We start from the raw sequence: 17,897 nt of genomic DNA, 5'->3' as shown, positions 1-17,897 counted from the left end.
GCGCGCGGGCGGCGTTGGTAGGCGGTCTAAAAAAGGTCAGGGGTGCGCCGGCTTCTATGCCGGGCAACTGCATCGGGGTCGAAGGACGCCGGTGCGTGGGATCAATGGTGGCGGGCGGCAGTGTCCGCAACCTCCGGCAATAGCCGGAAAAGGCAATCGGGAAGCACCCGCATGCCTTGCATGAGTCACACTTTAAGTGACTTTGGTTTCAGGATAAAGGCCTTGGTCTGGGAAAGATTGTTCGGCAAACTCAACTAATTTTCGCGAACCATCATCAGGCCGGAAACGGGCCGCGCGGCGGCGGCCCGGCCGAGCGGAATCAGCGCAGGTCGCTGGGCAACAGCGGCTGGATGGCGGACCAGAGTTCCGCGGGGGAATTGGCGCAGGTTTCCGCTTCCCAGGTCGTGATGTTGTCGTCTTCGCCGACGTAGCCGTATGCGGCGGCCACGGCCGGCATGCCTGCCGCGTGCGCGGCCTGGATGTCGCGCAGGTCGTCGCCGACATAGACGCAACGGTCGACGGAAAAACCTGCTTCGCGCGCGGCGTGCTGCAGCGGCAGCGGGTGCGGTTTGGCGTGCGCCGTGGTGTCGCCGCAGACCAGGACCGCGCTGTCGCGCGTCAGGTCCAGGTATTCGACGATGGGCAGGGTCAGGTAGGTGACCTTGTTGGTCACGATGCCCCAGGACAGCCCGCGGTCGCGGATATCGGCGAGCAACGCTTCGATGCCGGGAAACAGCTTGCTGTGGACGGTGGAGCCGGCGGCGTAGTCTTCCAGGAACTGCAGGCGGGTCGGCTCGTAATCGGCGTCGCCCGGCTTGAGGTCCAGCGCCACGCGCAGCAGGCCGCGCGCGCCCTGGGACGCGACGGGCCGCAGGGCCTCGTACGGCATGGGTTCCAGACCCTTGCGGGTACGCTGGCGGTTGGCCGCGGCGGCCAGATCGGGGGCAGTGTCGGCCAGCGTGCCGTCGAAGTCGAACAGGATCAGGGCGCTCATTTGCGGGTAGCCATCAGGTAATTGACCGAGGTGTCGGACGACAGGGTGTAGATCTGGGTGATCGGGTTGTATTCCATGCCGCGCATGCTCACTGGTTCCAGCCTGGCGCCGCGCGCCGCCGCCGACAGCTCGCTGGGCTTGATGAACTGGTCATAGCTGTGCGTGCCGCGCGGCAACAGGCGCAAGACGTACTCGGCGCCCACGATGGCGAACAGGAAGGACTTGGGATTGCGGTTCAAGGTCGAAAAGAACACCCAGCCGCCCGGTTTGACCAGCGTGGAGCAGGCGCGCACGATCGAAGCCGGATCCGGCACATGTTCCAGCATTTCCATGCAGGTCACCACGTCATACTGACCGGGTTGCTCCGCGGCAAGTTCCTCCACGGGAACCTTGCGGTACTCCACCTTCACGCCGGATTCCAGGCCGTGCAGGCGTGCCACCTTCAGGGACTTGTCGGCCAGATCGATGCCAGTGACCTCGGCGCCACTGTGCGCCATGGCTTCGGACAGGATGCCGCCGCCGCAGCCCACGTCCAGGACCTTTTTGCCCGCCAGGCTGCCCGCGCATTCCTGGATCCATTCCAGCCGCAGCGGATTGATCGCGTGCAGGGGTTTGAACTCGCTTTCGGGATCCCACCAGCGGCTGGCCAGGGCGCCGAACTTGTCCAGTTCGGCCTGGTCGGCGTTGATCGCGGGGCGGGCAGTGTCGTGCGTTTGCGTGGTCATGGGCAGGTCCAGCGTAAGGCGACTCTATATATATAGAGGGGGTCCGTCGCGCTAGGCGAGGGAAGGGCGCAGCCTTGCACCGCTTTGGTGCGTGGCCGGCGAAAAAAAGGGCCTCGCTATGCGAGGCCCTCTTATTGTAGCTAGTCCAGCAATTACTTGCGGCTACCCACGATTTCGATCTCAACGCGACGGTTTTGGGCGCGGCCTTCCTTCGTCTTGTTGGAAGCGATCGGGTTCAGCTCACCCTTGCCTTCCGTGTAGATACGGTTCGGGTCGATACCCTTGCTGACCAGGTAGGTCTTGACCGAAGCGGCGCGGCGCTCGGACAGCTTCTGGTTGTAGGCTTCCGTACCGATCGAGTCGGTGTGGCCCACAGCAATGATGGTTTCGAGGTCGATACCGCGAGCTTGCTGGGCGACTTGGTCCAGCAGCTGACGGCCTTCGGGCTTCAGCGTCGACTTGTCGAAGTCGAAGAACGTGTCAGCGTTGAACACGACCTTGGCCGCCATCGGGGCCGGCTTCGCCTTCTGTTGTGCAACCGGAACGCCGTCGCAACCGGGGATACCGGTGGCCGGGGTCCAGAATGCATCGCGCCAGCACAGTTCGTTCGTGCCGTTCTTCCAAACGTCACCGAACGGGTTGCGCCAGTTGTCCACGGTTTGCGCGGAAGCTACACCAGAGGCCGTGACGGCGGCGAAGGCGAGCGCCAGAGCGAATTTGGAGGGTTTGTTCATGTTTCTCCTCGTTGAGCTTGAAGCTGGATAAGTGACTCGCAGCGAACCCCCGCCGCATATCAGGAAAACGGGGCCAGTATAGCAACGCCAAGAGCTGGTTCAAAGGAATAGCTACTGGGTTTCCTGCGTGCTGGAAACAATCTTAAGGCATTTGGGGGGCTTTGGCTTCCCTGGAGAGGCGCATTGGCGCTGGATATGACGTTTTCGGCGCTCCTTCGGTTTTCCATGTTGGTTTTTGACAACAGGGCCGCAGGACGCGGGCTGACGCGTGGCCGGTCGCGGCCCCATGTCCGCCGCTCCGGACCGCCGAGGCGCTGCTTGGGGAGGCGCTTCTGACCGCTCGGGGAATCGGATGATAGAATTTCCTGTTTACCCGGCCCGGGTTCCTCCTTACACGATTCTGTCGTTATATATATGGATTCCTTTGCCAAGGAGACGCTTCCGGTATCGCTGGAAGAAGAGATGCGCCGCAGTTACCTCGATTACGCGATGAGCGTGATCGTCGGTCGGGCGCTACCGGATGTGCGGGACGGCCTCAAGCCCGTCCACCGGCGCGTGCTCTACGCGATGCACGAACTGAACAACGACTGGAACCGCGCCTATAAGAAGTCGGCGCGTATCGTCGGGGACGTCATCGGTAAATACCACCCCCACGGCGACCAGTCCGTCTACGACACCATCGTCCGCATGGCGCAGGATTTCTCCATGCGCTACATGCTGGTCGACGGCCAGGGCAACTTCGGCTCGATCGACGGCGATAACGCCGCGGCGATGCGTTACACCGAAATCCGCCTGGCCAAGATCGCCCACGAATTGCTGGCCGACATCGACCAGGAAACGGTGGACTTTGGCCCCAATTACGACGGCAGCGAACAAGAACCGCTGCTGTTGCCGTCGCGCCTGCCCAACCTGCTGGTCAACGGCAGCTCGGGCATCGCGGTGGGCATGGCCACCAACATTCCGCCCCACAACCTCCAGGAAGTGGTCGACGGCTGCCTGTACTGCCTGCGCAATCCGGGCTGCTCGGTCGATGAGCTCATGGAGCTCATCCCGGCCCCCGATTTCCCCACCGGCGGCATCATTTACGGCATGTCCGGCGTGCGGGAAGGCTACCGCACCGGTCGCGGCCGCGTCATCATGCGCGCCAAGACCCACTTCGAAGACATGGAGAAGGGCAACCGCCAGGCGATCGTGGTCGACGCGATCCCCTACCAGGTCAACAAGAAGACGCTGCAGGAACGCATCGCCGAGCTCGTCAACGACAAGAAGATCGAAGGCATCTCGGACATCCGCGACGAGTCCGACAAGGACGGGATGCGCCTGGTCATCGAACTCAAGCGCGGCGAGGTTCCCGAGGTCGTCCTGAACAACCTCTACAAGAACACGCAGCTGCAAGACACCTTCGGGATGAACCTGGTGGCGCTGGTCGACGGCCAGCCCCGCCTGCTCAACCTGAAGCAGATGATCGACTACTTCCTGCAGCATCGCCGCGAAGTGGTCACGCGCCGCACGGTATTCCAGCTGCGCAAGGCCCGCGAACGCGGCCACGTGCTGGAAGGCCTGGCGGTTGCGCTCGCCAACATCGACGACTTCATCGCCATCATCAAGGCGGCGCCGACCCCCCCGGTCGCGCGCCAGGAACTGATGGCGAAGTCGTGGGATTCCTCGCTGGTGCGCGAAATGCTGTCGCGCGCCGACGGCGACACGCCGGGAGGCCGCGCGGCCTTCCGTCCGGACGACCTGGGCACCGAGTTCGGCCTCCAGGGCGACGGCATGTACCGCCTGAGCGACACGCAGGCCCAGGAAATCCTGAACATGCGCCTGCAACGCCTGACCGGGCTGGAGCAGGACAAGATCGTCGGCGAATACAAGGACATCATGTCCACCATCGCCGACCTGCTGGACATCCTGGCGCGTCCGGAGCGCATCACCACGATCATCTCCGACGAGCTGCAGGCCATCAAGGCGGAATTCTCGACCGGCGTGAAGGATACGCGCCGCTCGGACATCGAACTGAACGCCACCGAGCTCGACACCGAAGACCTGATCACGCCGACCGACATGGTCGTGACGCTGTCGCACGGCGGCTACATCAAGAGCCAGCCGCTGTCCGAGTACCGCTCGCAAAAGCGCGGCGGACGCGGCAAGCAGGCCACGGCCATGAAGGAAAACGACTGGATCGACCAGTTGTTCATCGCCAACACGCACGACTTCCTGCTGTGCTTCTCCAACCGCGGCCGCGTGTACTGGCTGAAGGTCTGGGAAGTGCCGCAGGGCACGCGCAACTCGCGCGGCAAGCCTATCGTCAACATGTTCCCGTTGACTGAAGGCGAGAAGATCACCGTGGTGCTGCCGGTCAAGGAATTCAGCGAAGACCACTACGTCTTCATGGCGACCTCGCGCGGCACGGTCAAGAAGACCCCGCTGTCCGACTTCTCCAATCCGCGCAAGGCCGGCATCATCGCCGTGGATCTGGACGATGGCGACTACCTGATCGGCGCCGACCTGACCGATGGCAAGCATGACGTCATGCTGTTCTCGGACGCCGGCAAGGCCGTGCGCTTCGACGAGAACGACGTGCGTCCGATGGGCCGCAACGCCCGCGGCGTGCGCGGCATGATGCTGGAAGACACCCAGACCGTCATCGCGCTGCTGGTGGCTGGCGACGAAACGCAAAGCGTGCTGACCGCCACCGAAAACGGCTATGGCAAGCGCACCCCGATCACCGAGTACACGCGCCACGGCCGTGGCACCAAGGGCATGATCGCCATTCAGACCAGCTCGCGCAACGGCAAGGTCGTGGGCGCAGTGCTGGTCATGCCTTCGGACGAGATCATGCTGATCACGACCGGCGGCGTGCTGGTGCGCACCCGCGTCTCGGAAATCCGCGAAATGGGCCGCGCCACGCAAGGCGTCACGCTCATCAACGTCGATGACGGCAGTTCGTTGTCCGGCGTGCGCCGCGTCGTCGAAAGCGATGCGGACGATGATGGCGACCTGGGCGAAGACGGCCAGGAAGCGGATGGCGGCGACGACAACGGCGCTGCGGACTCGACGGATTCGACGGAACCTACGGAGCAATAATGGCCCGCCCCTGGAACTTCTCGGCAGGCCCCTCGGCCTTGCCCGAGGTGGTGCTGCAGCAAGCCGCTGCGGAAATGCTGGACTGGCACGGCAGCGGCATGTCCGTGATGGAAATGAGCCATCGCGGCAAGCATTTCGTGCAGATCTGCGATGAAGCCGAGTCCGATCTGCGCGACTTGCTGGGCCTGCCGGCGGACTACGCCGTCATGTTCATGCAAGGCGGCGGTTCCGGGGAAAACGCCATCGTTCCCATGAATCTCATGGGGCGCCGCGGCACGCCGGCAGCCGACTTCGTCGTGACGGGCCATTGGTCCAAGCGTTCGTACAAGGAAGCCGGCCGCTATGGCAGTACCCATGTGGCGGCAAGCAGCGAGCAGGCCATCCAGTTGGATGGCCGCGAGCAGGCGCCGCTGACCTGGGTGCCGCCGGTCGATACCTGGCAGGTGCGCCCGGATTCGGCCTATCTGCATCTTTGCAGCAATGAAACCATCGGCGGCGTCGAGTTCATGGACTGGCCCGACACCGCCGCGCTGGGCGCGCCCGACGTACCGTTGGTCGTCGACGCGTCCTCGCATTTCCTGTCGCGTTCGATGGACGTGACGCGCACCGGCATGATGTATGCCGGCGCGCAGAAGAACGCCGGTCCGGCGGGCGTGACCATGGTCATCGCGCGCCGCGACCTGATCGGCCACGCCTTGCCGATCTGCCCGTCCGCGTTCGACTACGCCAATGTGGCCGCCGAGCATTCGCGCTACAACACGCCGCCGACCTTCGCTATCTACGTCGCCGGCCTGGTGTTCAAGTGGGTCAAGGCCAATGGCGGCGTGGCCGGCATGGAAGCGGCGAACAAGGCCAAGGCCGATCTGCTGTACGGCTACCTGGACAGCACCAGCTTCTATCGCAATCCCATCCACGCACCCGTGCGCTCGCGCATGAACGTGCCGTTCGTGCTGCGCGACGAATCGCTCAACGACGCCTTCCTGCAAGGCGCGGACGCGGCCGGCCTGACCCAGCTCAAGGGCCACAAGAGCGTGGGCGGCATGCGCGCCTCCATTTATAACGCCGTGCCCCTGGCAGGGGTGTCGGCGCTGGTCGAGTACCTCAAGGAATTCGAGCGTCGCTATGGATGACGATCTGCAGCGCAAGCTGCTCCCCCTGCGTCAGCGCATCGACGCCTTGGACGCCCAGATCCTCGACCTCCTGACGCAGCGCGCGAGCGCCGCGCTGGAAGTGGGCGAGGCCAAGCACGCCGCGAACGCCGATGGCCCCGTGCTGCGCCCCGAGCGCGAAGCCGATGTCATCCGCCGTTTGCAGCAGACCAATCCCGGTCCGTTTCCGAACGCTGGCGTGGCTGCGGTCTGGACCGAAATCATCTCGGCCTGTCGCGGCCTGGAGCGCGGCATGACGGTCGCTTTCCTGGGGCCTCAAGGTTCGTTCTCCGAGCAGGCGGCGCGAGAGCATTTCGGGCAGGCCGTGCAGAAACTGCCGTGCGCCTCGTTTGACGAGGTTTTCCGCGCCGTCGAGGCAGGACAGGCGGACGTGGGCATGGTGCCGGTCGAGAACTCCACCGAAGGCGCGGTCAACCGCAGCCTGGATCTGCTGCTCAACACGCCCCTGAAGATCCTGGGCGAGCGTTCGCTGGTGATACGCCATTGCCTGATGTCGCAGTCCGGCAGCATGGACGGCATCAAGACGATCTCCGCGCATCCGCAAGCGCTGGCCCAGTGCCAGGGCTGGCTCACGCGCAACTATCCCGACGTGGCCCGGGTGGCCGCGTCCAGCAATTCCGAGGCCGCGCGCGCGGCGGCGTCCGACCCGAGCATCGCGGCGATCGCCGGCGAGGTGGCTGCGCCCGCCTGGAGCCTGCAGATCGTCGCCGCGGGTATCCAGGACGATCCGCACAATCGCACGCGCTTCCTGGCGATCGGCAACATCGAGCCGCTGGTCAGCGGCAAGGACAAGACCAGCCTGATCCTGGCAGTGCCGAATCGCGCGGGCGCCGTCTACGAAATGCTGGCGCCGCTGGCGGCCAACGGCGTCTCCATGACGCGCTTCGAGTCGCGGCCCGCGCGCACCGGGCAGTGGGAATACTATTTCTATGTGGACGTCCTGGGTCACCGCAACGATCCGAACGTCGAACGCGCCCTTGCTGCCTTGCAGGCGCAGGTTGCCTACCTGAAAGTGCTGGGTTCCTACCCGGCGCCGTGAGCCTCTCCGACATGACCACCGCACCCAAGCCCCTTGTTGCTCCCGCGCACGTCAGCGCCATCGCGCCTTACCAGGCCGGCAAGCCTATCGAAGAACTGGCCCGCGAATTCGGGCTGGATCCTGCCGGCATCGTCAAGCTGGCGTCCAATGAAAACCCGCTGGGCATGCCCAAGTCGGCGCGCGAGGCCATGCTGGCCGCGGCCGAGTCGCTGGCGCGCTATCCCGATCCCAACGGCTTTGATCTGAAGGCGGCATTGGCCGAGCGCTACGGCGTGCCGATGAGCTGGGTCACGTTGGGCAACGGTTCCAACGACATCTTGGAAATCGCGGCGCTGGCGCTGCTGGAGCCGGGCGTGTCGGCGGTGTACGCGCAGCATTCGTTCGCGGTGTATCGCCTGGCGACCCAGGCGCGCGGCGCGCGCCACATCGTGGTGCCGGCCAAGGACTACGGCCATGACCTGGACGCGATGTTCGACGCCATCGCCGACGATACGCGGCTGCTGTTCATCGCCAACCCGAACAATCCGACCGGTACCTTCGTGCCGGGCGACCAGATCGCGGCCTTCCTGGAGCGTGTCCAGGCCGCCCACGGCGACCGCGTGACGGTGGTGTTGGACGAGGCTTACAACGAGTACCTCGATCCCGAGTTCCGCTTCGACAGCACGGCGCTGGTGCGCCGCTATCCGAATCTGATCGTGTCGCGCACGTTCTCCAAGGCCTACGGCCTGGCGGGCCTGCGGGTGGGCTTCGCCGTGGCGCAACCCGTCCTGACGGATCTGCTGAACCGCGTGCGCCAGCCGTTCAACGTCAATACGCTGGCGCAGGCCGCGGCCATCGCCGCGCTGCGCGACGCGGCCTACCTGGAAGAGGCCTACGCCTCGAACAAGGCAGGCAAGGCGCAACTGTGCGCCGCGTTTGAACGTCTGAAGCTGCGCTACGTCCCCAGCTACGGCAACTTTGTGCTGGTGCACGTGGGCGACGCTCCGCGCATCAACCTGGAACTGCTCAAGCGCGGTGTGATCGTGCGCCCGGTGGCCGGCGACGGCTTGCCGGAGTGGCTGCGGGTGTCCATCGGGCTGCCGCAGGAAAACGACCGATTCATTGACGCGCTGACCGCCATCCTTTCCGCATGAACGACGCGTCACCGAAATCCGATCAGGGGGCCGCTGGCCCCCTGATTCCTGTATTGGCCGTCGTAGGCGTGGGCCTGATCGGAGGCTCCTTCGCCGCGGCCTTGCGCCGGGCCGGCCAGGTTGGCCGGGTGCTGGGGGTGGGGCGCAACGCGCAATCCCTGGCCCGCGCCGTTGAATTGGGGCTGATCGACGAGGCCGCTTCCATCGAGGAAGCCGCGGCGCGCGCCGACCTGATCCTGCTGGCGACGCCGGTGGGCGGGCTGGCCGACGCGCTGTCGCGCATGCGCGCGCACCTGCGTCCCGGCACCGTGCTGACCGATGGCGGCAGCACCAAGGTGGAAGTGGTTGCGGCCGCGCGCGCCGCCCTGGGTGACCGGGCCGCGCAGTTCGTGCCTGGCCATCCCATCGCCGGCGCCGAGCGCACCGGGCCGGAGGCGGCCGATGCCGACCTGTACCGCAAGCGCACCGTCATTCTGACCCCCCTGGCCGAGAACGGCGCGGCCTCGCTGGACCTGGTGCGCCGCGCGTGGCAGGCTTGCGGGGCGAACGTGATCGACATGGACGCCGACGCCCACGACCGGGTGCTGGCTTCGGTCAGCCATCTGCCGCATCTGCTGTCGGCGGCGTACATGGAGCAGGTGGCCGAGGCCGCCGACGCCGCTACGCGCCTGGATCTCGCGGGCAGCGGTTTTCGCGACTTCACGCGCATCGCCGCGGGTTCGCCGGAAATGTGGCGCGACATCTTTCTGTCCAACCGCGACGCGATGCTGGCCGAACTGGCCGACGTGCGCGCGGTGCTGGATCGTGCCGAACGCGCCATTGCCGACGGCGATGGCGCGGCTTTGCTGAAGCTGCTGGACACGGCGGCCCGCGCCCGCCGCAACTGGCGCAAGGAGTAGCTGACATGGGTGCTTTGCCTTATCTCGATCTGCCGCGCGTGCGGCAAGCGCGGGGCGTGATTGCCCTGCCAGGTTCCAAAAGTATTTCCAACCGTGTGCTGCTGCTGTCCGCCATCGCTGAAGGCAGCACGGTCATCACCGGGTTGCTGGACTCCGACGACACCCGCGTCATGCTCGGCGCCTTGCGCCAACTGGGCGTGCAGGTGTCGGAACTGGACGCGGGCAGCGTCACGGTGCAGGGCGTGCGCCGCTTTCCCGTGGAAAGCGCCGACCTGTTCATGGGCAATGCCGGCACCGCGATCCGGCCGCTGACTGCCGCGCTGGCGCTGATGGGCGGCGACTACCGCCTGTCGGGCGTGCCGCGCATGCACGAACGTCCCATCGGCGATCTGGTCGACGCGCTCAAGGGCCTGGGCGCCAGCATCGATTATCTGGGCCAGCCTGGTTATCCGCCGCTGCGCATCGGCCGCGGCGAGATCGCGGTGGACGCGGTCACGCGCGTGCAGGGTTCGGTGTCCAGCCAGTTCCTCACGGCCTTGTTGATGGCCGCGCCGCTGCAGGCCGGCCGCAGCGGCAAGCCCGTCACGATCGAAGTGCTGGGCGAACTCATTTCCAAGCCCTACATCGAGATCACGTTGAACCTGATGGCGCGCTTCGGCGTGCAGGTGCGGCGCGACGGCTGGAGCCGTTTCGTCATCGACGGCGGGGCGGCCTACCGCAGCCCCGGGCAGATTGCGGTCGAAGGCGATGCCTCCACGGCTTCCTATTTTTTGGCGCTGGGCGCGATCGGCGGCGGGCCGCTGCGCGTGACCGGTGTAGGCGTCGACAGCATCCAGGGCGACGTCGCCTTTGCTGCCACCCTGGCCGACATGGGCGCCTCGGTGAGCTACGGTCCCGACTGGATCGAAGTGTCGGGCGCGCGCGTGGCCCAGGGCGAACGCCTGAAAGCCTTCGACACCGATTTCAACCTGATCCCGGACGCCGCCATGACCGCGGCTGCCCTGGCGCTGTACGCCGACGGCCCGTGCCGCCTGCGCAACATCGGCAGCTGGCGGGTCAAGGAAACCGACCGCATCCACGCCATGCAGACCGAGCTGGAAAAGCTGGGCGCCCAGGTGGAATCGGGGCCGGATTGGCTGCGCGTGACGCCGCCGGAAAAGGATGGCTGGCGCGATGCGCACATCGGCACCTGGGACGATCACCGCATGGCCATGTGCTTCTCGCTGGCGGCTTTCGGGCCGGCGGCGGTTCGTATCCTCGATCCGGGTTGCGTCAGCAAGACCTTCCCGGGTTACTTTGATGTTTACGCGGGCCTGGTTGCGGCCTAGCGAAGAATTGCCCATGACTTCGATTTCCCCTGAAACTGCTTCTGTCCCCGTCATCACCATCGACGGCCCCACCGCGTCCGGCAAGGGCACGGTGGCCCACCGCGTCGCCAAGGCCCTGGGCTGGGACGTGCTGGACAGCGGCGCGCTCTATCGCCTGACGGCCCTGGCGGCGCTCAACCGCGGCTTGTCCGCCGAAGACGAGCCCGCCGTGGCGCGCGTGGCCGAAACCCTGGATGTGCGTTTCGAAGGTCCCCATGTCTACCTCGAAGGCGCGGACGTGGGCCACGAGATCCGCCGTGAGGAAGTCGGCAATTTCGCCTCGCGCGTGGCCGCCTTCGCGGGCGTGCGGCAGGCGCTGCTCGAGCGCCAGCGCGCTTTCCGGGTGGCGCCGGGCCTGGTTGCGGACGGGCGCGACATGGGTACGGTGGTGTTTCCCGATGCGCCCCTGAAGGTGTTTCTGGTCGCCGATGTGGTCGCGCGGGCGCAGAGGCGCTGTAAGCAGTTGATCGAAAAGGGAATTTCTGCTAATCTTGATGACCTCCTACGGGATATGCGCGAGCGGGACGCCCGCGATATGGGGCGAATTACAGCGCCCTTGGCTCCCGCAGCGGATGCACACGTGCTGGATTCGTCTGATTTGACGATTGCGGAAACGGTGCAGGCAATACTGGATTTCTGGAAGAAGGCCGCTGCGGATTGAGCGATCGGTCCCGGACTTTCCCCAAGGATCCTCCGTAGTTTTCTGTTTTTTTTATCGGCCCTGTTCACGCCAGGCGCAACCCCCACGGGCCACCCCGCAAGGGCGAACCGGCAAACAGGCATTTTGACTCCACTGTGGCGGGCAATCCGCTGCGGTGTGTTTTTAACGGCCATTTCGGCCTAATGGATTTCAACCCCATGTCTTCCGTTTCCACTACCGTCGCCACCGGCGGCGAAAGCTTCGCCGACCTTTTCGCACAGAGCCTCAAGAGCCAGGACATGAAGTCCGGCGAGGTCATCAGCGCCGAAGTCGTCCGCGTCGACCACAACTTTGTCGTCGTCAACGCCGGCCTGAAGTCCGAAGCGCTGATCCCCCTGGAAGAGTTCCTGAACGACCAGGGCGAGCTCGAAGTGCAACCCGGCGATTTCGTCTCGGTGGCCATCGATTCCCTGGAAAACGGCTACGGCGACACCATCCTGTCGCGTGACCGCGCCAAGCGCCTGTCGGCCTGGCTGCAGCTGGAAAAGGCCCTGGAAAACGGCGAGCTGGTTACCGGCACCATCACCGGCAAGGTGAAGGGCGGCCTGACCGTCATGACCAACGGCATCCGCGCGTTCCTGCCGGGTTCGCTGGTGGACCTGCGTCCGGTCAAGGACACCACCCCGTACGAAGGCAAGACCCTCGAATTCAAGGTCATCAAGCTCGACCGCAAGCGCAACAACGTCGTTCTGTCGCGTCGCCAAGTGCTGGAAGCCAGCATGGGCGAAGAGCGCCAGAAGCTGCTCGAAACCCTGCACGAAGGTGCTGTGGTCAAGGGCGTGGTCAAGAACATCACCGACTACGGCGCGTTCGTGGACCTGGGCGGCATCGACGGCCTGCTGCACATCACCGACATGGCCTGGCGCCGTGTGCGTCACCCCTCCGAAGTCCTACAAGTGGGTCAGGAAGTCGAAGCCAAGGTGCTCAAGTTCGACCAGGAAAAGAGCCGCGTCTCCCTGGGCGTCAAGCAGCTGGGCGAAGATCCGTGGGTGGGCCTGGCTCGCCGCTACCCGCAAGGCACCCGCCTGTTCGGCAAGGTCACGAACCTGACCGACTACGGCGCGTTCGTTGAAGTCGAAGCCGGCATCGAAGGCCTGGTGCACGTCTCCGAAATGGACTGGACCAACAAGAACGTCGATCCGCGCAAGGTCGTGACCCTGGGCGAAGAAGTCGAAGTCATGGTCCTGGAAATCGACGAAGACCGTCGTCGCATCTCGCTGGGCATGAAGCAGTGCCGCCAGAACCCGTGGGAAGAGTTCGCCACCAACTTCAAGCGTGGTGACAAGGTCCGCGGCGCCATCAAGTCGATCACCGACTTCGGCGTGTTCGTCGGCCTGCCCGGCGGCATCGATGGCCTGGTTCACCTGTCCGACCTGTCGTGGACGGAAACCGGCGAAGAAGCCGTGCGCAACTTCAAGAAGGGCGACGAGATCGAAGCCGTGGTTCTGGGCATCGATACCGACAAGGAACGCATCTCGCTGGGCATCAAGCAGCTGGAAGGCGATCCCTTCAACAACTTCGTTGCCACCTTCGACAAGGGCGCCGTTGTTCCGGGCACCATCAAGTCGGTCGAAGCCAAGGGCGCTGTCGTCACGCTGTCCGTGGACGTTGAAGGCTACCTGCGCGCTTCCGAGATCTCCTCGGGCCGCGTCGAAGATGCCACCACCGTTCTGAACGCTGGCGAAAACATCGAAGCCATGATCGTCAACATCGACCGCAAGACGCGTTCGATCCAGCTGTCGATCAAGGCCCGCGACAACGCCGAAACCGCCGAAACGATCCAGCGCATGTCCGACGCCAGCGCTTCGTCCGGCACCACCAACCTCGGCGCGCTGCTGAAGGCCAAGCTGGACCAACAGCGCAACGACGGTTAATTCGTGACCAAGTCGGAGCTGATCGCCGCCTTGGCGGCCCGCTATCCTCAGCTGGCCGCCCGCGACACCGATTACGCGGTCAAGACCGTGCTCGACGCAATGACCCAGGCCCTGGCCTCGGGTCAGCGCATCGAGATCCGCGGTTTTGGCAGCTTCTCGTTGTCGCAGCGGTCTCCCCGCATCGGTCGCAATCCGAAATCCGGCGAACAGGTGCTGGTGCCTGGCAAACAGGTGCCGCACTTCAAGGCGGGCAAGGAATTGCGCGAGCGGGTGGACTTGGCCGGCGGCAATGACGAGGACGCTCAATCCTCTGGATCGAGTGAACCGATGCCGTCGATGGTGAGTCTGCACGCCATGCATTGACGGCACGGCAGTAAGGCCGCCTTCGGGCGGATCGGACCGAGAACCTGGCCCCTTGAGAAATCAAGGGGCTTTGTTTTTTGGCGCCAGGCGGGATCCGTCGCTTACAATTGATAGTCTTGAATTCTTTGGAGCATGCGCCATGCGCTACCTAGTCTGGGCCCTGCGATTGCTCGTGTTTGTTGCAGTATTGATGTTCGCGTTGAAAAACACGGACCCGGTCGCCGTGAAGTTCTACGCCGATTACGTGGTGCAGGACGTTCCGCTCATCGTCGTGATGCTGGTCGTGTTCGTGCTGGGCGCCTTGTTCGGCCTGCTGCTGACCGTGCCCGCCGCCATGCGCCGCCGCCGCGAAGCCATGCGCCTGCGCCGCGAACTGGACCGCGTTCAGGCCGCCGTGGCCGGTACCACGCCTGCGGTGCCGCCGGAGGCCGTGGCCCCGATGTCGCCGCTGTAACGCGCGCCGGCCCCGTATCCCTTTCCGCACTGAATTACCGCAAGAGCCCGCATAGTGGATTTTGAACCTTGGTGGTTGATTTTCGTGCCGGTATTGTTCGCGCTGGGCTGGCTGGCCGCGCGCTTCGATATCCGGCAAATGCTGCGGGAAACCCGCAGCCTGCCCGACTCCTATTTCCGCGGGCTGAATTTCCTGCTCAATGAAGAGCCGGACCGCGCCATCGACGCCTTCGTCGAAGTGGCCAAGCTGGATCCGGAAACCACCGAGCTGCACTTTGCGCTGGGCAGCCTATTCCGTCGCCGGGGCGAAATGGAGCGCGCCATCCGCGTGCACCAGAGCCTCTTGAACCGGTCCGACCTGCCCGCCGCCGAGCGCGAGCATGCGCAGCACGAATTGGCGCAGGACTTCCTCAAGGCGGGCATGCTGGACCGCGCCGAAAGCGGCTTCGAGCAGCTCAAGGACACTCGCTACGCCTTGCCCGCGCTACGCTCGCTGATCCGCATCTATGAATCCGAGCACGACTGGCCGCGCGCCATCGAGGCCGTGAAGACGCTGCAGGGCCTGGTCGACGAGCCGGTGCCGCAGATCGTGCACTACTACTGCGAACAGGCCCAGACCGCGCTGTCGGCCAAGCCGGCCGATATCGACGCGGCCCACAAGGCGCTGGACGCCGCAGACCATGCCTTGTCGGCCATCGACCCTGCTTCCAGCAAGGGCGCCATGGTGCGCACCGCGATGCTGCGCGCGCGCCTGGCCCTGATCGAACAGGACCCCAAGCGCGAACGTCTGTACCTGGAGTCAATCATGACCGACGCTCCGGAGTACGCCGGCCTGGTGGCCGAGCAGGTCCTGGCCAACTACCGCGCGGCCAACCAGGAGGAAGCCGGGCTGGACGTGCTGCAGAAGCAGTACGCGCGCCACGCTTCGCTGGACCTGTTCAACGTGCTGTTCCGCGAACTGCGCGTCCAGCAGGGCGCGGCGCCTTCATGGGCCTTTGCCCGCAACGCATTGCGCAGCCATCCGTCGCTGCTGGGTCTGGACCGCCTGCTGGAGGCCGAGCTGGCCAATCCGGAAGGCGGCGCCGAGCAGGCGCCGGTGCCGGGCGCCGACCTGACGCTGTTGCGCAGCCTGATACACAAGCATACGCAGCGGCTGGACCGCTACGCATGCCGCAGTTGCGGTTTTCAAGCGCGTCGCTTTTACTGGCAATGTCCCGGCTGCAATGCCTGGGAAACCTATGCGCCGCGCCGTCTGGAAGAACTTGAATGAACTCTTTTCCCGCCGAAGCCATTTCGCATAGCCGCGTCCTCGTGGTGGGCGATGTGATGCTGGACCGGTACTGGTTCGGCGAAGTCGAACGCATCTCGCCGGAAGCGCCGGTTCCCGTGGTGCGCGTGGCGCGTCGCGAAGACCGCCTGGGCGGAGCCGCCAACGTGGCCCGCAACGTGGCGGCCCTGGGCGGCCATGTCACGCTGGTGGGCGTGCTGGGCGAAGACGAGGCCGGCGACAGCGTCCGGCGCCTGTCGGCGGAAGCCGGCATACAGGCCGAACTGGTCGCCGATCCGTCCCTGCACACCACCTTGAAAATGCGCGTGCTGGGCCGCCAGCAGCAGCTGCTGCGGGTGGACTTCGAACAGCATCCGGCGCAGGCCGCGCTGGACAATGTCGATGCGGCTTTCGCCCGCCACCTGGCCAACCACGACATCGTCGTGCTGTCCGACTACGCCAAGGGCGTGCTGACGCGGGTCGAGTCGCTGATCGCCCTGGCCCGCAACGCGGGCGTGCCGGTGCTGGTGGACCCCAAGGGCCATGACTACGCCCGCTACCGCGGAGCTACCCTGGTCACGCCCAACCGCTCGGAAATGCAGGAGGCCGTGGGCCGCTGGAATGCCGAGGCAGAGCTTACCGATCGCGCGCAGCGCCTGCGCGCCGACCTGGACCTGGAAGCCTTGCTCGTGACGCGGTCCGAGCAGGGCATGACTTTGTTTACCGCAGCGGGACGCGACCACATCGATGCGCAAGCGCACGAAGTGTTCGACGTGTCAGGCGCGGGCGATACCGTGCTGGCCACGCTGGCCGTGTCGCGCGCCATCGATCTGCCCTGGGTCGAGGCGATGGGCTGGGCCAACAAGGCCGGCGGCATCGCCGTGGGCAAGCTCGGCACGTCCATCGTCACCGCCGCGGAATTGGCAGGAGAATCCTCATGATCGTCGTTACCGGAGCCGCGGGCTTCATAGGCAGCAACCTGGTGCGCGGGCTCAACCGCCGCGGCATCCAGGACATCATCGCGGTCGATGACCTGACCGAAGGCGACAAGTTCGTCAACCTGGTCGATTGCCAGATCGCCGACTACATGGACAAGGACGACTTCCGCCGCCGCGTCCTCGACGGCAGCCTGCGCGAAGTCCGCGCCGTGCTGCATCAAGGCGCGTGCTCGGACACGACCGAGCGCAACGGCCGCTACATGCTCGACAACAACTACCGCGTCACGCTGGAGTTGTTCGAGTTCTGCCAGGAGCGCCGCATTCCGTTCCTGTACGCCTCCTCGGCGGCGGTCTATGGTGGTTCGTCCATCTACGTGGAAGATCCCGCCAACGAAGGCCCGCTGAACGTCTACGGCTATTCCAAGCTGCTGTTCGACCAGGTCCTGCGCCAGCGCATGGACAGCCTGACCGCACAGGTCGTGGGCCTGCGCTACTTCAACGTCTATGGTCCGCACGAACAGCACAAGGGCCGCATGGCTTCGGTGGCATTCCACAACATGAACCAGTTCCTGGAGCATGGGCATGTGCGCCTGTTCGCCGGCTGGGACGGTTATGTCGATGGCGGCCAGAGCCGCGACTTCATCTCGGTCGAGGACGTGGTTGCCGTCAACCTGCATTTCCTGGATCACCCGGAACAGTCCGGCATCTTCAACTGCGGCACGGGCCGGGCGCAGCCCTTCAACGACGTGGCGGCCGGCGTGGTCAACGCGCTGCGCGCGGAGCGCGGCGAAGCCGAACTGACGCTGGCGCAGCTGGTCGAGCTGGATCTGATCCGCTACATCCCCTTCCCGGACGACCTGAAGGGACGCTACCAGAGCTACACGCAGGCCGACGTCACGCGTCTGCGCGCGGCGGGATTCCAGGCGCCCATGCGCGATGTGCGGACTGGCGTCACCGAATACGTTCGCTATTGGCGCGCCCGGAAGTAAAGGCCCGCGGCGCCGCAGCAGCGGCGTCTCCGCATGAAAACCACCGCTCGCGGTGGTTTTTTTACGCCTGGCGGTTTGCCGGGGCGGATGTTTCCGTTCACTGCGCCGCCGCGGGCGGGAAGGGCGCCGGCATGATCTGGACGTGGCGTGACAGCCGTTGCGCCAGACT

The 17,897-nt window shown here is 65.3% G+C and carries 16 protein-coding genes; 13 read left to right on the top strand and 3 right to left on the bottom strand.

Annotated elements, in window-relative coordinates:
* Positions 1-319 precede the first annotated feature (319 nt).
* The 3 genes from AC3WOB_RS08610 to ompA all read right to left on the bottom strand — a co-directional run bounded on the left by AC3WOB_RS08610 (position 320) and on the right by ompA (position 2,453).
* On the bottom strand, positions 320-994 hold the full coding sequence (locus AC3WOB_RS08610; protein ID WP_013392383.1) for an HAD-IA family hydrolase: 675 nt from the start codon (positions 992-994) through the stop codon (positions 320-322).
* Complete coding sequence (gene ubiG / locus AC3WOB_RS08605) at positions 991-1,719, bottom strand: bifunctional 2-polyprenyl-6-hydroxyphenol methylase/3-demethylubiquinol 3-O-methyltransferase UbiG (protein WP_013392384.1); 729 nt, start codon at positions 1,717-1,719, stop codon at positions 991-993. Before ubiG ends, AC3WOB_RS08610 begins: the two co-directional genes overlap by 4 nt.
* A 152-nt stretch (positions 1,720-1,871) precedes the next feature.
* Positions 1,872-2,453, bottom strand: coding sequence for an outer membrane protein OmpA (ompA, locus tag AC3WOB_RS08600; protein WP_013392385.1), 582 nt, complete (start codon positions 2,451-2,453; stop codon positions 1,872-1,874).
* A gap of 414 nt (positions 2,454-2,867) precedes the next feature.
* Here ompA and gyrA point away from each other — a divergent pair, with 414 nt between their 5' ends.
* The 13 genes from gyrA (at position 2,868) to rfaD (ending at position 17,728) form a co-directional block, all read left to right on the top strand.
* A complete protein-coding gene (gyrA, locus tag AC3WOB_RS08595) occupies positions 2,868-5,537 on the top strand; it encodes a DNA gyrase subunit A (RefSeq protein ID WP_013392386.1) in 2,670 nt (889 codons plus the stop codon).
* Complete coding sequence (gene serC, locus AC3WOB_RS08590; RefSeq protein WP_013392387.1) at positions 5,537-6,667, top strand: 3-phosphoserine/phosphohydroxythreonine transaminase; 1,131 nt, start codon at positions 5,537-5,539, stop codon at positions 6,665-6,667. Before gyrA ends, serC begins: the two co-directional genes overlap by 1 nt.
* Positions 6,660-7,745 carry a prephenate dehydratase gene (gene pheA, locus AC3WOB_RS08585; protein ID WP_207474123.1) on the top strand — a complete coding sequence of 362 codons (1,086 nt, stop codon included), beginning with the start codon at positions 6,660-6,662 and terminating at the stop codon, positions 7,743-7,745. Before serC ends, pheA begins: the two co-directional genes overlap by 8 nt.
* An 11-nt stretch (positions 7,746-7,756) precedes the next feature.
* Positions 7,757-8,878 carry a histidinol-phosphate transaminase gene (hisC, locus tag AC3WOB_RS08580; RefSeq protein ID WP_013392389.1) on the top strand — a complete coding sequence of 374 codons (1,122 nt, stop codon included), beginning with the start codon at positions 7,757-7,759 and terminating at the stop codon, positions 8,876-8,878.
* Complete coding sequence (locus AC3WOB_RS08575) at positions 8,875-9,777, top strand: prephenate dehydrogenase (protein ID WP_492274747.1); 903 nt, start codon at positions 8,875-8,877, stop codon at positions 9,775-9,777. The genes hisC and AC3WOB_RS08575 overlap by 4 nt, the downstream gene beginning before the upstream one ends.
* 5 nt (positions 9,778-9,782) lie before the next feature.
* Complete coding sequence (aroA, locus tag AC3WOB_RS08570) at positions 9,783-11,105, top strand: 3-phosphoshikimate 1-carboxyvinyltransferase (RefSeq protein WP_492274746.1); 1,323 nt, start codon at positions 9,783-9,785, stop codon at positions 11,103-11,105.
* Between the two features lie 13 nt (positions 11,106-11,118).
* A complete protein-coding gene (gene cmk / locus AC3WOB_RS08565; protein WP_492274745.1) occupies positions 11,119-11,805 on the top strand; it encodes a (d)CMP kinase in 687 nt (228 codons plus the stop codon).
* A 197-nt stretch (positions 11,806-12,002) separates the two neighbouring features.
* Positions 12,003-13,718: a 30S ribosomal protein S1 gene (gene rpsA / locus AC3WOB_RS08560; protein WP_041655272.1), complete on the top strand. Its 1,716-nt coding sequence runs from the start codon at positions 12,003-12,005 to the stop codon at positions 13,716-13,718.
* A gap of 3 nt (positions 13,719-13,721) precedes the next feature.
* Entirely contained in the window at positions 13,722-14,081 is a 360-nt protein-coding gene (locus tag AC3WOB_RS08555; RefSeq protein WP_013392394.1) for an integration host factor subunit beta, read from the top strand.
* 139 nt (positions 14,082-14,220) lie between these two features.
* Positions 14,221-14,535, top strand: a complete 315-nt coding sequence (locus tag AC3WOB_RS08550; RefSeq protein ID WP_013392395.1) for a LapA family protein — start codon at positions 14,221-14,223, stop codon at positions 14,533-14,535.
* Positions 14,536-14,589: 54 nt separating this feature from the next.
* Positions 14,590-15,804 (top strand): lipopolysaccharide assembly protein LapB, encoded by a 1,215-nt coding sequence (lapB, locus tag AC3WOB_RS08545; RefSeq protein ID WP_013392396.1) that lies wholly within the window; start codon positions 14,590-14,592, stop codon positions 15,802-15,804.
* Positions 15,801-16,742 (top strand): D-glycero-beta-D-manno-heptose-7-phosphate kinase, encoded by a 942-nt coding sequence (rfaE1, locus tag AC3WOB_RS08540; RefSeq protein WP_013392397.1) that lies wholly within the window; start codon positions 15,801-15,803, stop codon positions 16,740-16,742. Before lapB ends, rfaE1 begins: the two co-directional genes overlap by 4 nt.
* The gene (gene rfaD / locus AC3WOB_RS08535) at positions 16,739-17,728 is read left to right on the top strand and encodes an ADP-glyceromanno-heptose 6-epimerase (RefSeq protein ID WP_013392398.1); all 990 of its coding nucleotides are present in this window, start codon (positions 16,739-16,741) and stop codon (positions 17,726-17,728) included. Before rfaE1 ends, rfaD begins: the two co-directional genes overlap by 4 nt.
* Positions 17,729-17,897: the final 169 nt, after the last annotated feature.

This window comes from Achromobacter sp. FW305-C-30-7 (assembly GCF_058783105.1).
This window is presented reverse-complemented; position numbering and strand designations above follow the sequence as displayed.